16 protein-coding genes are annotated in these 15,588 nt (G+C 50.8%); 13 read left to right on the top strand and 3 right to left on the bottom strand.

Features of this window, described 5'->3' with window-relative positions:
* The first annotated feature begins 475 nt into the window (after positions 1-475).
* Positions 476-1,420, top strand: coding sequence for a heme o synthase (cyoE, locus tag KQJ23_RS23365; protein WP_216481297.1), 945 nt, complete (start codon positions 476-478; stop codon positions 1,418-1,420).
* Between the two features lie 16 nt (positions 1,421-1,436).
* Positions 1,437-2,036 (top strand): SCO family protein, encoded by a 600-nt coding sequence (locus KQJ23_RS23360; protein WP_216481296.1) that lies wholly within the window; start codon positions 1,437-1,439, stop codon positions 2,034-2,036.
* A gap of 7 nt (positions 2,037-2,043) precedes the next feature.
* On the opposite strand, the gene KQJ23_RS23355 is transcribed toward KQJ23_RS23360, so the two are convergent.
* The 3 genes from KQJ23_RS23355 to KQJ23_RS23350 all read right to left on the bottom strand — a co-directional run bounded on the left by KQJ23_RS23355 (position 2,044) and on the right by KQJ23_RS23350 (position 3,913).
* Complete coding sequence (locus KQJ23_RS23355; protein WP_216481295.1) at positions 2,044-2,391, bottom strand: toprim domain-containing protein; 348 nt, start codon at positions 2,389-2,391, stop codon at positions 2,044-2,046.
* 110 nt (positions 2,392-2,501) lie between these two features.
* Positions 2,502-2,621: a YjcZ family sporulation protein gene (locus KQJ23_RS23885; protein ID WP_249530023.1), complete on the bottom strand. Its 120-nt coding sequence runs from the start codon at positions 2,619-2,621 to the stop codon at positions 2,502-2,504.
* A gap of 137 nt (positions 2,622-2,758) precedes the next feature.
* Positions 2,759-3,913, bottom strand: a complete 1,155-nt coding sequence (locus KQJ23_RS23350) for an MFS transporter (protein ID WP_216481294.1) — start codon at positions 3,911-3,913, stop codon at positions 2,759-2,761.
* Positions 3,914-4,084: 171 nt separating this feature from the next.
* Between KQJ23_RS23350 and KQJ23_RS23345 the strand changes: the two genes are divergently transcribed.
* The 11 genes from KQJ23_RS23345 to KQJ23_RS23295 all read left to right on the top strand — a co-directional run bounded on the left by KQJ23_RS23345 (position 4,085) and on the right by KQJ23_RS23295 (position 15,405).
* Positions 4,085-4,543 carry a hypothetical protein gene (locus tag KQJ23_RS23345; RefSeq protein ID WP_249530022.1) on the top strand — a complete coding sequence of 153 codons (459 nt, stop codon included), beginning with the start codon at positions 4,085-4,087 and terminating at the stop codon, positions 4,541-4,543.
* A gap of 65 nt (positions 4,544-4,608) precedes the next feature.
* On the top strand, positions 4,609-5,766 hold the full coding sequence (locus KQJ23_RS23340; protein WP_216481293.1) for a transglutaminase domain-containing protein: 1,158 nt from the start codon (positions 4,609-4,611) through the stop codon (positions 5,764-5,766).
* Positions 5,767-5,865: 99 nt separating this feature from the next.
* A complete protein-coding gene (locus tag KQJ23_RS23335; RefSeq protein ID WP_216481292.1) occupies positions 5,866-7,932 on the top strand; it encodes a peptidoglycan D,D-transpeptidase FtsI family protein in 2,067 nt (688 codons plus the stop codon).
* A 180-nt stretch (positions 7,933-8,112) separates the two neighbouring features.
* The gene (locus tag KQJ23_RS23330; RefSeq protein ID WP_216481291.1) at positions 8,113-9,087 is read left to right on the top strand and encodes a metal ABC transporter solute-binding protein, Zn/Mn family; all 975 of its coding nucleotides are present in this window, start codon (positions 8,113-8,115) and stop codon (positions 9,085-9,087) included.
* A gap of 59 nt (positions 9,088-9,146) precedes the next feature.
* Complete coding sequence (locus KQJ23_RS23325) at positions 9,147-9,908, top strand: metal ABC transporter ATP-binding protein (protein WP_216481290.1); 762 nt, start codon at positions 9,147-9,149, stop codon at positions 9,906-9,908.
* Positions 9,909-9,912: 4 nt separating this feature from the next.
* The gene (locus tag KQJ23_RS23320) at positions 9,913-10,884 is read left to right on the top strand and encodes a metal ABC transporter permease (RefSeq protein WP_216481289.1); all 972 of its coding nucleotides are present in this window, start codon (positions 9,913-9,915) and stop codon (positions 10,882-10,884) included.
* Positions 10,881-11,768: a metal ABC transporter permease gene (locus KQJ23_RS23315; protein ID WP_216481288.1), complete on the top strand. Its 888-nt coding sequence runs from the start codon at positions 10,881-10,883 to the stop codon at positions 11,766-11,768. The genes KQJ23_RS23320 and KQJ23_RS23315 overlap by 4 nt, the downstream gene beginning before the upstream one ends.
* A gap of 260 nt (positions 11,769-12,028) precedes the next feature.
* Complete coding sequence (locus tag KQJ23_RS23310; protein WP_430522330.1) at positions 12,029-12,778, top strand: Cof-type HAD-IIB family hydrolase; 750 nt, start codon at positions 12,029-12,031, stop codon at positions 12,776-12,778.
* 10 nt (positions 12,779-12,788) lie between these two features.
* Entirely contained in the window at positions 12,789-13,274 is a 486-nt protein-coding gene (locus KQJ23_RS23305; RefSeq protein ID WP_044482160.1) for a DUF456 domain-containing protein, read from the top strand.
* 21 nt (positions 13,275-13,295) lie between these two features.
* Positions 13,296-14,948 (top strand): putative polysaccharide biosynthesis protein, encoded by a 1,653-nt coding sequence (locus KQJ23_RS23300; protein WP_216481286.1) that lies wholly within the window; start codon positions 13,296-13,298, stop codon positions 14,946-14,948.
* 94 nt (positions 14,949-15,042) lie between these two features.
* Positions 15,043-15,405: a thioredoxin family protein gene (locus KQJ23_RS23295; protein ID WP_216481285.1), complete on the top strand. Its 363-nt coding sequence runs from the start codon at positions 15,043-15,045 to the stop codon at positions 15,403-15,405.
* Positions 15,406-15,588 lie beyond the last annotated feature (183 nt).

Here is a 15,588-nt window from a genome sequence, read left to right as displayed (position 1 = left end):
CGTCATAGAGGGGTGCAGTGCATCCGGCAACTATAGAGCCGGACTGAAGAGCCCTGCGTAATAAGGGCATAAGTGTGAAGTGTGCTGAAGAAACGGAGTGTTCGCCTTTGTGAGCGGATTTCTACCCTGCTAGGGTTTATACAATCAAGAAATCTGCGAACAACAGCGATCGTAAGCATACTTCACACGTTGCCCCCGGCACGCAGAATCATTGGTCGGCTTTTTTGTTGTTGGTGTATTCGCATTGCTGCGCACCGCACGAAACTGCGACGAAGGGAACGTTGGTATCACCTGACTTCGTGTCACTGAATTTGACTTCGTGTCACTGAATTGTCACAAGAACAAACTTTAATCATATGTTTGTCAAACACTTTTCGGGTTTGATATGATAAAGTTTATAGCAAGAGGTGTATTTTAGACTTTTCTGTGATTTTTTTTATAGACATCATTGAAGAATAGGGAGGCACAACGACAAGTGGATAAACAACTTCGTTACCACGCTCCAGCCGAGTCTGCGGCTCTTGCTGCTGCAAGAACTTCTCCGCCTGGCGAGTCTGCGGCGACCTGGAGAGATTTTGTTGCCGTGACGAAGCCGGGAATACTGCGCTCCAACCTGATCGCAGCGTTTGCCGGATTCTGGGTTGCCTCACACTGGCAGTTGCATTACGGCAGCCTAATACTCACATTACTTGGGACGATGCTGGTCATGGCTTCCTCCTGCGTATTTAATAACTACTTCGACCGTGATCTGGATACAAAGATGGAACGAACCAAGAATCGGGCACTGCCGATTGGCAAGCTGTCTCCCCGAACGGTACTCATTTATGCAGTCATACTAGGGATTCTTGGCCTCTGCATTCTGTTCGCCTTCTCAGGATGGCTCGCAGGAGTGTTCGGAATCGTAGGCATGATCGTCTACGTGCTGGTATACACTTTATGGCTGAAGAGAAGCTCCACCTGGAGCACATCGGTCGGCGCCATTTCCGGTGCGATGCCGCCGGTTATCGGCTATGTCGCAGTTACCGGTAAAGTGGATCTCGGTGCTGTTCTGCTCTTTGCCTTGCTGTTCCTCTGGCAGCCGCCCCATTTCTGGGCACTTGGCATTCGTCGCGTGGAAGAATACAGAGCAGCAGGCTTCCCGCTCCTTCCGGTTGTGAAGGGAATTCGGAGAACCAAATGGCAGATGCTGCCTTATCTTGCTTTGCTGATTCCGGTTCCGATCCTCCTGTATGTATTCGACTATACCGGGATCTGGTTCCTCGTTATCGGGGAAATCCTATCGGTAGCATGGCTATATATGGCTGTTAAGGGATTCCGTTCGAAGAATGATGACCAATGGGCCAAAAAGGTGTTCTTATTCTCCGTGAACTACCTGACCATAGCTTTGATTGTAATGATTCTGGATACTGTACGTATTTAATGGTGGAGGGCGAGGCATGTCTCTTCTGAAAAAATATAAATGGACCTGGCTGTTTCTAGCCATATTGATTTTGTTGGCGGGATATTTGCTGTTAACCAGTCTGAATAAGCCTAAGCTTCCGGTCATCGGGCCGGTTGAAAGCTTCAGTATGGAGAATGTGGACGGCAGAACAATTACGCTCGCAGATACTCAAGGACAAGTCAGACTATTTTATTTTTTCTTCTCCAACTGTCCTGATGTTTGTCCCTTGACGACCTTCCGGCTCTCTCAGGTTCAGGATATCTTGAAGGAGAAAGGGTTGTTCGGCAAGGATGCTTCCTTCATCTCGGTGACATTTGATCCAGAGCGGGATACTCTTGAGAATATGAAAGCCTTCGGCGATAAGTTTAAGGTGGATTACAATGGCTGGTATTTTCTTAGAGGAGACCAGCAGCAGACGATGGATTTGGCGATCAATTCCTTCAAGACCTTGATTACGAAAGATCAGAGCGGGAACTTTGTGCATGCGGATCTGATCGGTCTGGTTGACCGCGACGGAAATTTGCGGGAAATATACCGGCCAGAGGCTACGGCAGAAGAAATCGCAAAGGGCGTAGCTAATCTGGCAAAAGAATAGAACAGGATTAATACGGGCTGGCCGGAGGATAAATGATCAATTCCTCAAGGCCGGCCTTTTCTAATTGGGCGATCACATATTCCTCCGGCGTGCCCTCCACGCCCGCATAGCCTCTCCTTGTATAGATATGGACTGCATCCGGAAATAAATCCCGCAGCACACCCCGAATTTTTTTGCCTGACGAATCATTGTCCAAGAACAGGAATACCTCGTCGTCAGCTACCTGCTTGCGCAGTGCTTCGAGCTTCAAGCTGTTAAGCGTCCCAAAGGTACAGTGGATATTCACATTGTCCCGGAGTACCCGGCGCAGTTTGCTGCGGTCATTTTTTCCTTCGACAATAATGCTGATGGACAAGACGGCTCCTCCCGGCTACAGATTATTTAACTTATATAGTGTATACCGCAGGTCCTCTTCATGCAAAACGGCCCGCCCGGATGGGCAGACCGTAGCTCTCATTGCTGTTGTTACACAAAGAACGGGGAGCGCAAAATAATTACCAGCAAAATGTACAATACGAGGATCGCGCCTGTAGATGTCCAATTAGGAACTACTGGACCTGGTCCGCAAGGATCGATGCCGCCCATAGTTTCACCCCACTTTCAAATCGTTCGGTGTTTACTACACAATATACTATGTGGGACGTGAGCCTCGGTATTGTACGGATGCCTAACTGGTGCAAATATATTGGTCAACCGCATAAGTGAATGAATGTGCAAGGGTACTAAGTTGTAACAGGAGGCACTGGATTGGATTTCAGCTTGCCCGTTCTCGGCGGGATGAGGAGAAGCGCGACCATAAGAATCAGAAAAGCGGCAAAATAAGGAGAGGTAATCTTGCCGTGCAGCATTCCTCCGGCAATGGGACCGATGAACGAACCGATGGACATGGAGATCGACTGCAGGGAGAATACGGTTCCGAGCCTTTTTCCTCCGCTCAGATCAATGAACATGGACGCAATCGCGGGGAAGGTTACGCCTTTTGCCATCCCCAGCATGAAGAGAGATACCTGTAAAGGAACAAAGTCCAGAGCCGCCATCGCAAAGAACGAGAGAGCTATGCCCAGGATGCCCATGGCTGCTCGGATATAAGGGGAGTAATGGCTTAGAAAAAGCATAGAAAGGGTTACAAGAGCTCCCAGACTGATAATGGAGAAGTAAACTCCGGTATTTACAATACCGGATGCACCGCCTGCCTGGAATGGAAGCTCAAAGTACAGGATCCCTTGTGAGCAGGATACGGCAAGCGGAAGGATATAGAAGCGCAAGGGGATGATATTCAGCTTGACCGGTGTCTTCGCGGCCTCCTGAAGCGTGAGCTTGGATGCAGCTCCCTGCGGTTCCCGAATCGTAAATATTGCCAGGATACCTGTTGCAATCAGTAGCCACCCGAGCGACTGGAACGTGAAGGAATAACTTGTCTGCGCAACTAAAAAGGCGCCGGCTGCTGGAGATACAACGGAAGCCAGGGTATGGACGACGCCATGACCGGCCATAAATTTTCCTTGGCGTATCGGATCGCTGGATAAAGAGGCAAGCATGGCAAGACAGGCGGGGGCGAGAAAGGCCAGTACGAATCCGCTGACAGAGCGCAGGGCCAGAAGCTGCCATGGCTCGGTGACATGGGCTTGCAGCAGCAAAATAATGCCTGCGCTGATCAGACTGAAGATCATGTATCGACGGCTCCCATGGCGGTCTACCCCTTGCCCTGCAAGCAAATTTCCCGGCAGATGCGTAAGAGCGTATATGCCCATCATCCAGCCGATAAAAGCTGGGGTAGCTCCCAGGGTCAATGCGAACGGAGTTAGAATCGGATATTGGGCATGCAAATCAAAGAACGCGAGGAACAAGAAGAAATAGAGCCAGAATGCCATTTTCAATGGGGCAGCCTCCTTAATAAAAGAGTGTTATGCTTCTACTTGTACGTTTTATCGGACGAACTTATTACAATCCATGGTTAAACTGTCACTGGGGAGGGCCATCATGTATAATGAAAAGGACATCCAGAGGTGCGGAGAAATGATGATATTGAGATTCGGGAGTGTGGAAGAATGGATTTGGGTCTGAACTTGAATGTTGATGTATGGGTTGAATTTTTGAAGTCGAACTGGCTGGTCATTGTGGTGGCCTTGGTCGTGCTGTTTGTCGTCCTGAATTTTGTGAAGACGGTTGTGAAATGGGCGCTTGTGCTGGTTATCGCCGCCTTCGTGATTATTTACAGCGGAATTGAGCTTAAGGATATTGGAGAAGCTGTGACCGCCGTTAAGGATCAGGCTGTCACCATCAGCAAGAATGAAGCGTTGAATATGCTCAAAGATGAGGCCGGCGAGGCCAAGATGACAAGCAATGCGGATGGAACCTTTACGATTACTACCCCTAACCTGGAGGTTACAGGAAGCCAAGGCGCCGATAAGGTGAAGGTTTCCTTCCATGGAGTGCCTTTGGGTGAATGGTCAATGAACGATACGCTCGAAGCCTTCATCCAGGAGGCGTCGCGTAATTCCAAGTAAACTCACCAGCCTGCGGTCTACTGCCAACTTGGATGATGGAATAGACAACCAGAGGAGGTGGAAGGATGGAGGGACCGAGTGTGGAAGGATTAAGTCTGGAAAATCTAAATCTGATCAGCTTGCTGCTGCTAGGCATTTTGATTATTTCGGTGGTACAAGGGTTGTTTCGGGGGGCTTCCCGTTCGGCGGGACGCCTGGTATCTTTGGTTAGCGGCGGTGTGCTTACGGCTTTAAGTCTGCTTGCATCCATCCCGCTGACGCTTTGGCTGTCGCCCATGGTTCAGACCTGGCTCTCCGGGGTGAAGCCGCCCCAGCGTGAGTTGTCCGGCTTTGAACAGGTTTACTACACCTTGCTCACGGCAGTGGCAGATTTTCCGCTTATGCGGTTTGCGGTTGTATTTCTGCTCGGCTACTGGCTGCTGCGTACGCTTCTTGGCCTGGCCGCTGCATTTTTGCTGGGGGGAAGCTCTTTCCTTGGACGTATAATGGTTCGAGGAGAACGCCCCTCCTCTCTGCTAAGCAGACTTGCCGGGGCCGTCTTAGGCGGAATGATTGGCGGTGCGCGCTGTCTGACCGTCATTGCGGTATTGTTTATCGTGGTCACGCTGAACCCGGACAGCGGGTTCAGCCGGTATGTCGAGTCATCGCCAGTGTACCAGCAGGGGGCACGCAGTGTCATAGAGCCGCTTACCGGTAACCTGATCAAAGAGAAATTGCCGGTATTCACGCGCAGTGTTGAAGCTGAGTTAAACGGAATTCTGCAGCGCAGATATGAAGTGATTGATGCCGATATCCCTTCGGATATTGGGAACACGGCTGCCGTAATCATCAAAGGCGCCTCTACAGATAAAGAGAAGGCCCGGCAACTTTACGATTGGGTTGGCTCCCAGGTCAGTTATGATTACGATAAGGTAAAAGATTACGAAGAGAATGGCAATTGGCGGGAACAGACTCCGCAAATGACATTTGATACGAAGCTCGGGGTATGTATTGATTACTCCCGGCTTTATGCGGTCATGGCGAGGTCGCAGGACCTGGACGTCCGCGTCGTAACCGGACTGGGATATGACGGACGGGGCGGTTACGGACCTCATGCCTGGAATGAAGTGTATTTGTCGGAGGAGGGTCGTTGGATTCCACTGGATTCTACTTGGGCGGGGAGCGGGGATTGGTTTGATCCTCCGGCATTTGCGGAGACACATATCCCTGACAAAGCGGTATAAAATTCGAGGCAGGCTGTAACTTCGTCAGGCTGCCATTCGTTATGCTAATATAGAATGGTTAGAGGTTTTAAGGATTAAGAGCAGTGGGGAGAACAGGTAATGAAAAGTGTCTATAAAGATGATCCGCGCGAGCAAGAAGCGGCAATGCAGCGCCATTTTAATATCAGGCTGAATTTATTTTTCTTCAGCGCGTTTGCTATTTTTACGGTCATCATTGTCCGGCTGGCCATTCTGCAATTTGTTGAGGGTCCGAGTCTGTCGGAGCAGGAGAGCGATATGCGGGTAAGAGCCGTTCCCATGACGCCGATTCGAGGCAGCATTCTGGCTGCGGGGGGCGAAGCGCTTGCCTACTCGACGCCTGTCCAGTCTCTGTATATTACTCTGCAGAAGGATTACAGCCAAACCACAGATCGCGGCAAGCAGAACCGTCCCGAAGCGCTGGCGCTGGCGAGCGAATTGAAGGAGGTCTTCGATAAGTACGGGGATCCCGAGCAAGATCCCATGACACTGGAAGATATCATCAAGGCCATGGACCTTGATTATCGTCAGAATAACGGTTTTACTCCCCGGCGAATCAAGGTTGGTTTAACCAAAGAGGAAATGGCCTATTTCCTGGAGCGAAAGGACCAGTTCGCTGGAATCGAAATCGTGGAGGAGAGTATTCGCCACTATGATACGGATACGGTTGCCGTTCAGACGATCGGTTATCTGAAGAAATTCTCTAGCGCGTCGACGACGGATAGTTCGGATTTTAAGTATTATAAGGATATTCGCGAGCAAACGGAGACCGATCCGGCGCTCCAATACACAGAATCAGAACTCGTAGGTTACGATGGATTGGAGCTCTATTACCAGGAGGAGCTTCGTGGAAAGAACGGCTTCAAGAGCGTGCCCATCGACCCAAGAAATATGGCGACTGGAATCCCGGAGGTCACCGCCCCGGTTAAGGGATATGACCTGCATACAACGATCAATAAAAATATTCAGATGATTACGGAGCAAGCCATCCTTGACCAGATAGATTGGGTGCACAAAAACCCCGTGTCAGGTAAAACGCACCCTAATGCTAAGACGGGTTACGCTGTAGCTATGGAAGTGGATACAGGAAATATTGTGGCTATGGCAAGTATGCCGGATTACGATACGAACTTATGGCAGAATGGAAGCATCTCCAATGATGATTGGAGCAAGATTATGACGAACTACCAGAACGGGACAATAACCCCGATCAGTTCCGGCCGTTCGGGTCATGATTTCGATTCTGCCGTCCTGCTTGGATCGACTGTTAAACCATTGTCAGTATTGATAGGCTTGAATGAAAATTTGTTCACGACCACCACTACCTATACGGACCGCGGTGTGGCCTACTTCGGTAAAAATGATTCGGCAAGGGTCCGCAACTCCCAGGGACACGTCTACGGAAATATCAAACCAGCTGAGGCAATCCGTGTCTCATCCAATGCGTTCATGGTCGATATGGTTGGGGAGAAGCTGTATTATAAATACTATGCGGAAGGCCCCACAGTCTGGGATAATTATATGAAGCAGTTTGGACTTGGCGTCTCAACAGGAGTTGACTTGCCTAATGAATTCCTTGGGAAGCTTGGTTATTTTGAAGAATCCGAGACGACTCTTTCCAACTTGGTATATGCCTCTTTTGGCCAAAAAGGCGGGTATACTGCGATGCAACTGGCTCAGTATGCCACGACGCTTGCTACCCGCGGGAAGCGGATGGAGCCGCATTTAGTAAGCAAAATTACGGATGAACAAGGCAATATCGTTAAGGAATTCCAGCCGACAGTCTTGAATGAAGTGGATTTCAAGGATGTTTATTGGGACGAAGTGATCAAGGGCATGTCTACAAATGTGTCTTCGGCGTTCTCGGGTTTTCCTTATGACTTTGCACGGAAGACGGGGACCTCGGAGCAATGGGGGAAAGGTGCTAACCGGGATAACGGCGTATTTATAGCGTTTGCTCCCCGTGAGAATCCCAAGCTTGCCGTAGCTGTCATTATTCCGGAAGGCGGCTTCGGGGGCTCCAGCGCCGCGCCTGTCGCACGCAAAATCTTTGATGCTTATGATCAGGAATACGGTCTGGACGGGGTACCAAAGAAAAACTCAGTGAAAAATAATGAGGCAGATACCACAACTACCGATGGACAGTAATTAAACTGCATAGAAAGTGAGCATGACCAAGCAAGGGGAATTTTCCTCTTGCTTTTTTATTTGCAAAGATATAGAATTTGCACTAGGGAAACATTATTGTCCGTAGCTATAATTTGATGATCAAGGAAACAAGTGTTTACTCGTACAACAATCAATCGACTTTTTTAGAGGAGGCTTAACATGAATCAGACAACAATCAAAAAGAGCCCGTTTCAACGGGCTAAGATGACTCTTAGTATTCTTGCGTTTGTATTGATCGCCGGTTGTTCCCAGGTTGAGGTGAATCCCGAGAGCAGGCAACGGTCAGGGAATGATCATCCGATTGAAGTGGTGACCACGACGGGGATGATCAGCGATGTGATTCAGGAGGTCGGGGGCGAAGAGGTTCATGTCACCGGGTTAATGCGCCCGGGCGTAGACCCGCATCTTTATAAGGCCTCGCAAGGAGACATGGCAAAGCTTGACGGAGCAGAGATTGTGTTCTACAACGGGCTTCATCTGGAAGGAAAAATGACAGAAATCTTCGAGAAGCTGGAGCGGACCAAGCCTACGGTGGCGGTATCGAAAAACCTGGATTCTTCAAAACTGCGGTCCGGGGCGGATACGGGAGGGACCGAATACGATCCCCATATCTGGTTCAATGTTCGCAACTGGATCTCGGCTGCCGAGACGGTTCGAGATGCTCTGATCGAATTTGATCCGGGCCACGCCGATACTTACCGGCAGAATGCGGAGGCATATATTAGTCAACTTAATGATCTGGATGAAGAGGTAAGAACCAAAATTGCCTCGATTCCTGAGGAGGGACGGGTGCTCGTTACCGCTCACGATGCATTCGGGTATTACGGAGACGCCTATGATATCAAGGTAATGGGCCTCCAAGGCATCAGTACGGCAGCGGAGTATGGCTCCAAGGATGTCGCCAAGCTTCGTGATTATCTGGTGGAGAATCAGATTAAGGCGGTTTTCGTCGAATCAAGCATTCCGACCAAGTCGATGGAAGCGGTCATTGCAGGGGCGGAGGAAATGGGGCACCAAGTTATCATTGGCGGAGAATTGTATTCGGACTCTATGGGCGAGCCGGGCTCCGATGCGGATACTTATATCAAGATGGTCCGGCATAATACCGACACGATTGTTGAAGCGTTGAAATAAAACAGAAAGAGCTAATGTATAAGTTGAACTATAATAGCTCAAGGAAGAAGGAGATTGGAATGACGACATATCCGTTGGAAGTGGAACGGCTAACCGTCGCTTATCAGAAGAAGCCGGTACTCAATTCCGTATCGTTCAATATTCCAGCCGGCAAGCTGATTGGAATATTGGGTCCGAACGGAGCGGGGAAGTCAACCTTACTTAAGGCGATGCTGGGTCTCATCCCGGTTGTGGATGGCGATGTGAAAATATTTGGCGGTGCTTATCATGAACAGCGTAAGAGAGTGGGCTATGTGCCGCAGCGGGAATCGGTCGACTGGGATTTCCCGACGCATGCGCTCGATGTGGTCATGATGGGCCGCTATGGACATCTGGGCTGGTTCCGCCGCCCGGGTGCGGCTGAGCGTAATCTTGCACTGGAGTGCTTGACCAAGGTGGGCATGTCCGAGCTGGCGGGAAGACAGATCAGTCAATTGTCGGGCGGACAGCAGCAGCGGGTATTTTTAGCCAGAGCTTTGGCTCAAACAGCAGATTTGTATTTTATGGATGAGCCTTTTGCAGGCGTGGATGCTACCACCGAGAAGGCGATTGTGGCTTTGTTGCAAGAGCTGAAGGAGCAAGGGAAGACCGTCCTGGTTGTTCATCATGACCTGGCGACGGTTGAGCAGTATTTTGACCATGTGCTTCTGCTTAATGGCGGATTGGTAGCTGAAGGACCGACACAGGAAGTCTTCACGCCGGATAACCTACAGAAAACCTATGGCGGACGTATTGCGATTTTGCAGGACTTTTCTGCTTCCGCTTCAGCAGGGCAGGTGTAATGATATGCTATCCTCCTTCACAAGCTGGTTCGCAGATCCCAATCTGCAATGGATACTTATGGGCTCACTGTTACTGGGGCTGGGGAGCGGAGTGATCGGCTCCTTCGCGTATCTTCGCAAGCAAAGCCTGTTGGGCGATGCGCTTGCCCATGCCGCTCTGCCGGGGATTTGTATCGCCTTTATGCTAAGCGGTGTGAAATCGATGGGGCTATTCATTCTGGGCGCTATTATCTCGGGTGCTCTGGCCACCTTCGGAATTCATGCCATAACCCGGTTTTCAAGAATCAAACAGGATGCGGCTCTGGGGATTGTGCTGTCTGTATTCTTCGGCATCGGTGTTGTTCTGATGACCAAGATTCAGCATAGCGGGAACGGCAATCAGAGCGGACTTGATAAATACATGTTCGGGCAGGCCGCATCCATGATGCTGTCGGACGTCTATTTGGTAGGGGCGGTATCGCTGGTGCTTATCCTGATCTGTGCGCTGCTCTTTAAGGAATTCAAGCTGGTCAGCTTCGATCCGGGGTTTGCCCGCGGAATGGGGATGAGGACGGCGTTTCTGGAGCAGTTGCTCCTGCTTATGACCGTCATTGCGGTAGTAATCGGCATTCAGGCGGTCGGCGTTGTGCTGGTTGCTGCGCTCCTTATTACGCCGGCTGTTGCCGCACGATACTGGACGGACAGATTAGGAGTTATGGTGGTATTCGCCGGCGTGTTTGGCGGTTTGTCCGGAGCGGTAGGGACGATGATCAGCGGAACCCTGTCGAATCTGCCCACCGGCCCTGTGACCGTGCTGGCAGCAACGTTGCTATTTGCGGTTTCCGCTCTCTTTGCACCCAATCGCGGGCTTATCGCCAAACTGATGAGACGCAGCCGTCAGCGTGTAGAAGTCAGACAATGGGCTGGAACACCTGAGTCTGGATTGGGAGCTGCAGCTTCCAGAAGATATGCCGGGGAAAGGAGTGCAGACTCATGATGGATTTCTGGATTATTCTGACCGGTTCACTTGTGGCCGCGACATGTGGAGTGCTTGGTTGTTTTCTCGTCCTGAGAAAAATGGCGATGGTCGGTGATGCGATCAGTCACTCGGTTCTGCCGGGGATTGCAATTGCTTTCCTGATCAGCGGCTCCCGGGATTCTGTACTGATGCTTGCAGGTGCTGCCGTGCTGGGCCTGATTACCGTATTTCTCATTCAAATGCTCCAACAAAGCGGACTCCAATCCGATGCGTCTATCGGGATCGTCTTTACAGCGCTGTTTGCGATCGGTGTGATCCTGATCAGTCTGAACGCCTCTCATATCGATCTGGATCTCGACTGCGTATTATTCGGAGAGATTGCCTATGTTCCCTGGGATACATGGATTTTGAACGGATATGATATGGGACCTGCCGCTGTCTGGATGCTGGGGGGAGCCCTCCTTCTGGTCCTAGCTCTGATCGGGCTGTTCTACAAGCAGTTCAAGCTGTGCGCCTTCGACCCTGCATTGGCAGCGGCAGTCGGCATTCCCGTGGCTCTGTTCCACTACCTGTTGATGGGAATGGTATCGGTAGCTACGGTTGCCTCCTTTGAAAGTGTAGGCGCGATTCTGGTTGTCGGCATGTTGATCGTACCGGCGTCGACAGCCTATCTGTTGACAGACCGGCTTAGCCGGATGCTGCTGTACAGTGTGCTGATCGGTATTCTGAGCTCGGCTGGAGGATATTACCTGGCTAAATGGCTGGATGCCTCTATTGCAGGAGCGATGATTAGTGTGGCAGGGATTTTGTTCGTACTCGCCTTTATCTTCTCGCCGCTGCACGGTCTTGCTGCACGTTACTTGAAGCGCCGCCGCTTGAAGGCTGAGGCGGGGATAGCCTGAGCGTAAAGTCATTTCGAGGCAGAGCCGATGAGTGAAGCATGGTGTGTAGTCAGGGTATTCAGTTGGGGATGCAGTCAGGGTATGGCAGTCAGGCAAGACCGCAGGGATTCATCTCCCAGGTCTTCTGGCTGCTTTTTTGCGTGCCGGCAGAATCTGGAAACCTATGACCAATGATAGGTCTTGACTGCCCGCCTTGCCTAGTGCTAGTCACCTGGTTGTGATAAAATGGCGTTATGGCTTGGGATAGGAGGGTACATAAAGTGGAACTTAAATATAAATTACTTGCCTTGGATATGGATGGAACCTTACTGACGGATCAGCATGATATTTCTCCGGAGACAGAGCGGTGGATTCGCAAGGCTATGCAGGCCGGAGTCCATGTTTGTCTATCGACGGGGAGAGGATTTGACGAGGCGGTGCCATTTGGAGAGAAACTGGGACTCAACACGCCGATGATTACTGCGAACGGCAGTGAAATCTGGAAATCTCCGTATGAATTGTATCACCGGGATTTGCTTGATAAGGCGATTATTGCCCGGATGCACGGTCTTGCCCAGCGTTATGGCGTATGGTTCTGGGCTTATTCTGTAGAAGGCAGCTACAATGAGAAAAACTGGGATCCGGCCCTGCTGGACGTGAATCAATGGGTCAAATTCGGCTATCACACCGAGGATGACGATATCCGCCATAAGCTTATGATGGAGCTGCAGAATATGGGCGGCTTGGAAATTACGAATTCATCGCCTTACAATCTGGAGATCAATCCGGCTGGTGTGAATAAGGCGAGCGGGATCCGTACGGTATGCGAGCTGCTTGGCATTCAAATGTCGGAGACGGTTGCTGTTGGAGACAGTCTGAACGATCTGGCAGCGATTCAAGCAGCTGGCCTTGGCGTGGCCATGGGCAATGCGCAGCTCGCGGTTCAGGAAAATGCCGACGTGGTGACCGCATCCAATAATGATGATGGAATTGCATGGATCATCAGGGATTATATTTTGCCGAAGGAGTGAGCCGTTCATGTTGGAAATTGTAGGTTGGCTCTTAGTCATCCTATTGTTTGTCGTCGGGATGGCGGGAACGGTATATCCGGTATTGCCAGGCGTGGTGGCTGTTTATTTTGCTTTCTTTGTGTATGGATGGTTCTTCTCGTTTGAATCCTTCGGCTGGTTCTTCTGGACGCTTCAGACGTTAATCGTCGTGGTGCTGCTGATCGCGGATTATGCGGTCGGAGCCTGGGGCGTGAAAAAGTTCGGCGGCAGCAAGCTGTCCGTTTGGCTCAGCACCATCGGCATTATCGTAGGTCCGTTCGTGATCCCCGCGTTCGGTCTGGTGCTGGGTCCGTTGATTGGCGCCATGCTTGGTGAACTGTTCAGGGGAGAATCGCTGGAAAAAGCCTTCAAGGTCGGGGTCGGCTCGGTCGTTGGGCTATTTAGCAGCATGGTCGTCAAGATTATTCTGCAGCTTGCCATGATCATTATTTTTATCATCTGGATCGTCTTGTTCTAGAGAGAAGGAAGGAATTATTTCGTGTCCAATCAGGAAAAAAAGGAATCATTCATCCAAGGTACCTTAATATTAGCAGGAGCGGCGCTGCTTGCCAGATTGTTGGGACTATTCCAGCGGGTGCCTCTGGAGCATATTCTTGGAGTTACTGGGAAAGCTGCCTACGGTCAGGCCAATGCGGTTTATTTTATGCTGTTAACCCTTGCTACGGCGGGTATTCCCAGTACCCTAAGCAAGATGGTCTCGGAGCGGCATGCACTGAATCGGCCGGAAGAGGCGCGCAAGGTGTATCAGGCTGCATTGATATTTGCCGTCGTAGCCGGCGTTATTATGTTTGCTATGCTCTACATATCTGCCCCACACTATGCTATGTACGCTCAAGTACCGGAATCGGCGATAGCGATTCGGGCGCTGGCCCCAGCCTTGCTTCTCTTTCCGTTGATCGCCATGATCCGCGGCTATCTGCAGGGACGGAATATTATGATTGCCGGCGGCGTATCCCAAGTCGTTGAGCAGATTGTCCGCGTTGCGACAGGCATTGGCCTGGCCTTTCTGTTCTACTATTGGGGTTATTCCCAGGAAAAGGTGGCGGCAGGAGCTACCTTTGGGGCTGTGCTTGGCGGTGTGGCTGCGCTGATCGTGATGATCATCTACAGCACCCGGGTTAGACGCAAGGACCGGATCACGGTCCGGAAGTCAGATTCGACTCCAACCGAGAACTTCCAGATATCGTATAGAAAGATTTATGCCGATATTTTCAAGCTGTCTATTCCGATCGTGCTGACGGCACTGGCCGTGCCAGCGGTCAATTTCATTGATGGTACGCTCATTAAGCCGTTGCTTAGTGGACAAGTAGGATCATTTGAAGCAGAGAACATTCTGGGGATTTTGACGAATCAAGCTCAAATGATCGCTGGTATTCCGCCTATCCTGGCGATTGCACTTAGCCAATCTCTGGTACCGATCATCTCGGCCGCCTATGCCAAAGGAGACTCGGAGCATTTGACGCGTCAGGTGACGCTGGCGATGAGAGTCTCTATCCTGACGGGAGCACCTATTATTCTTGCACTCGGAGCAGCGGCTTATTCCGTGAACGGATTGCTCTTTAGTACAAGAGAGGGCAGTGCCATCGTCGGGCTGCTGACCGTCATGACCATCTTCCAGATTACCATGATGACGAGTAATTCGATCCTGCTCGGGATTAGCAAGGCGAACCGCTCGATGGTTCATGTAGCGATCGGGATCGGCGTCAAGCTGGCGGCCAACTATATCCTGGCCCCTGTATGGGGGATATACGGGATAATCACGGCGACCGGGCTGGGCTTTCTTGTCATTACGGTGCTGAATGTATTGACGATGAAGCGTATTGTCCCGTTCTCGATTCTTGGCAGCCGCTGGATTGGATTCCTGGCGTCCTGCGCCGCGCTTGGAGCGGGAGGATATGCCTTGAATACGGCTTCGAACAATATGCTGCTTCCACTGCTGCCCGATCGTCTTGCTTTCCTGATCACTTGCGCCATCGTCGGCCTAGTCGTGGTTGTATTCTATTTTGTGCTGCTGATTGCACTGCGCGTTGTCAAACGGGATGAGCTGTCGAGCTATCCTGCACCGCTTCGCAAGGTATTTGGGCCGCTCATGCGTCTTCAGGGCAGACCACGCTCCAAGGCCTCTGAATAAGCCTGGAGCGGGCCGCCGATTTGACTTCCGGGCTTGGCTTTGGTTGACTAGGAATAGAAGATTGTAATCCTCATAAGTGAAAGGATGGATAGGGATGAAGCAGGTACAAAATGCAGCAGAATTCCAGGTTAGCATTCAATCAAGCAATCTGATCATTGCGGTGTTTAAGGCAGACTGGTGCGGAGATTGCAAATATATCGATCCATTCATGCCAGAGGTGGAGGAGAAGTACAAGGACCGCCTCACCTTTATTGAGGTTGATGTTGACAAGGTTGGCGACGTCAGCCAGGAGCAAGGCATTATGGGAATTCCGAGCTTTGTTGCCTATGCGGACGGCCGGGAGCTGGTTCGCTTTGTGAACAAGCTTCGCAAATCCCGCGAGGAAATTGAAGACTTTGTAGGCAAGGCGCTGGATGTGTATCATACTTTGCATGATACGGCGGAACGCAAAGAATAGACGACGGACACGATGCGCGAAGTGACTGTCCAAATAGCTTGATAAAAGGGCCGGGAGAGAAACCATAAGGTTTTCGCCCAGCCTTTTTTGTGCTGCCGCTTTTGCAGGAAAGTGTGCAAAACATAAGAAGGCGCGTCAGAGGGGCAACGTGTGAAGGGTTGCTACGATCGCTGTTGTTCGCGG

It is taken from the genome of Paenibacillus brevis (genome assembly GCF_018919145.1).
GTDB classification, from domain to species: domain Bacteria; phylum Bacillota; class Bacilli; order Paenibacillales; family Paenibacillaceae; genus Fontibacillus; species Fontibacillus brevis.
This window is presented reverse-complemented; position numbering and strand designations above follow the sequence as displayed.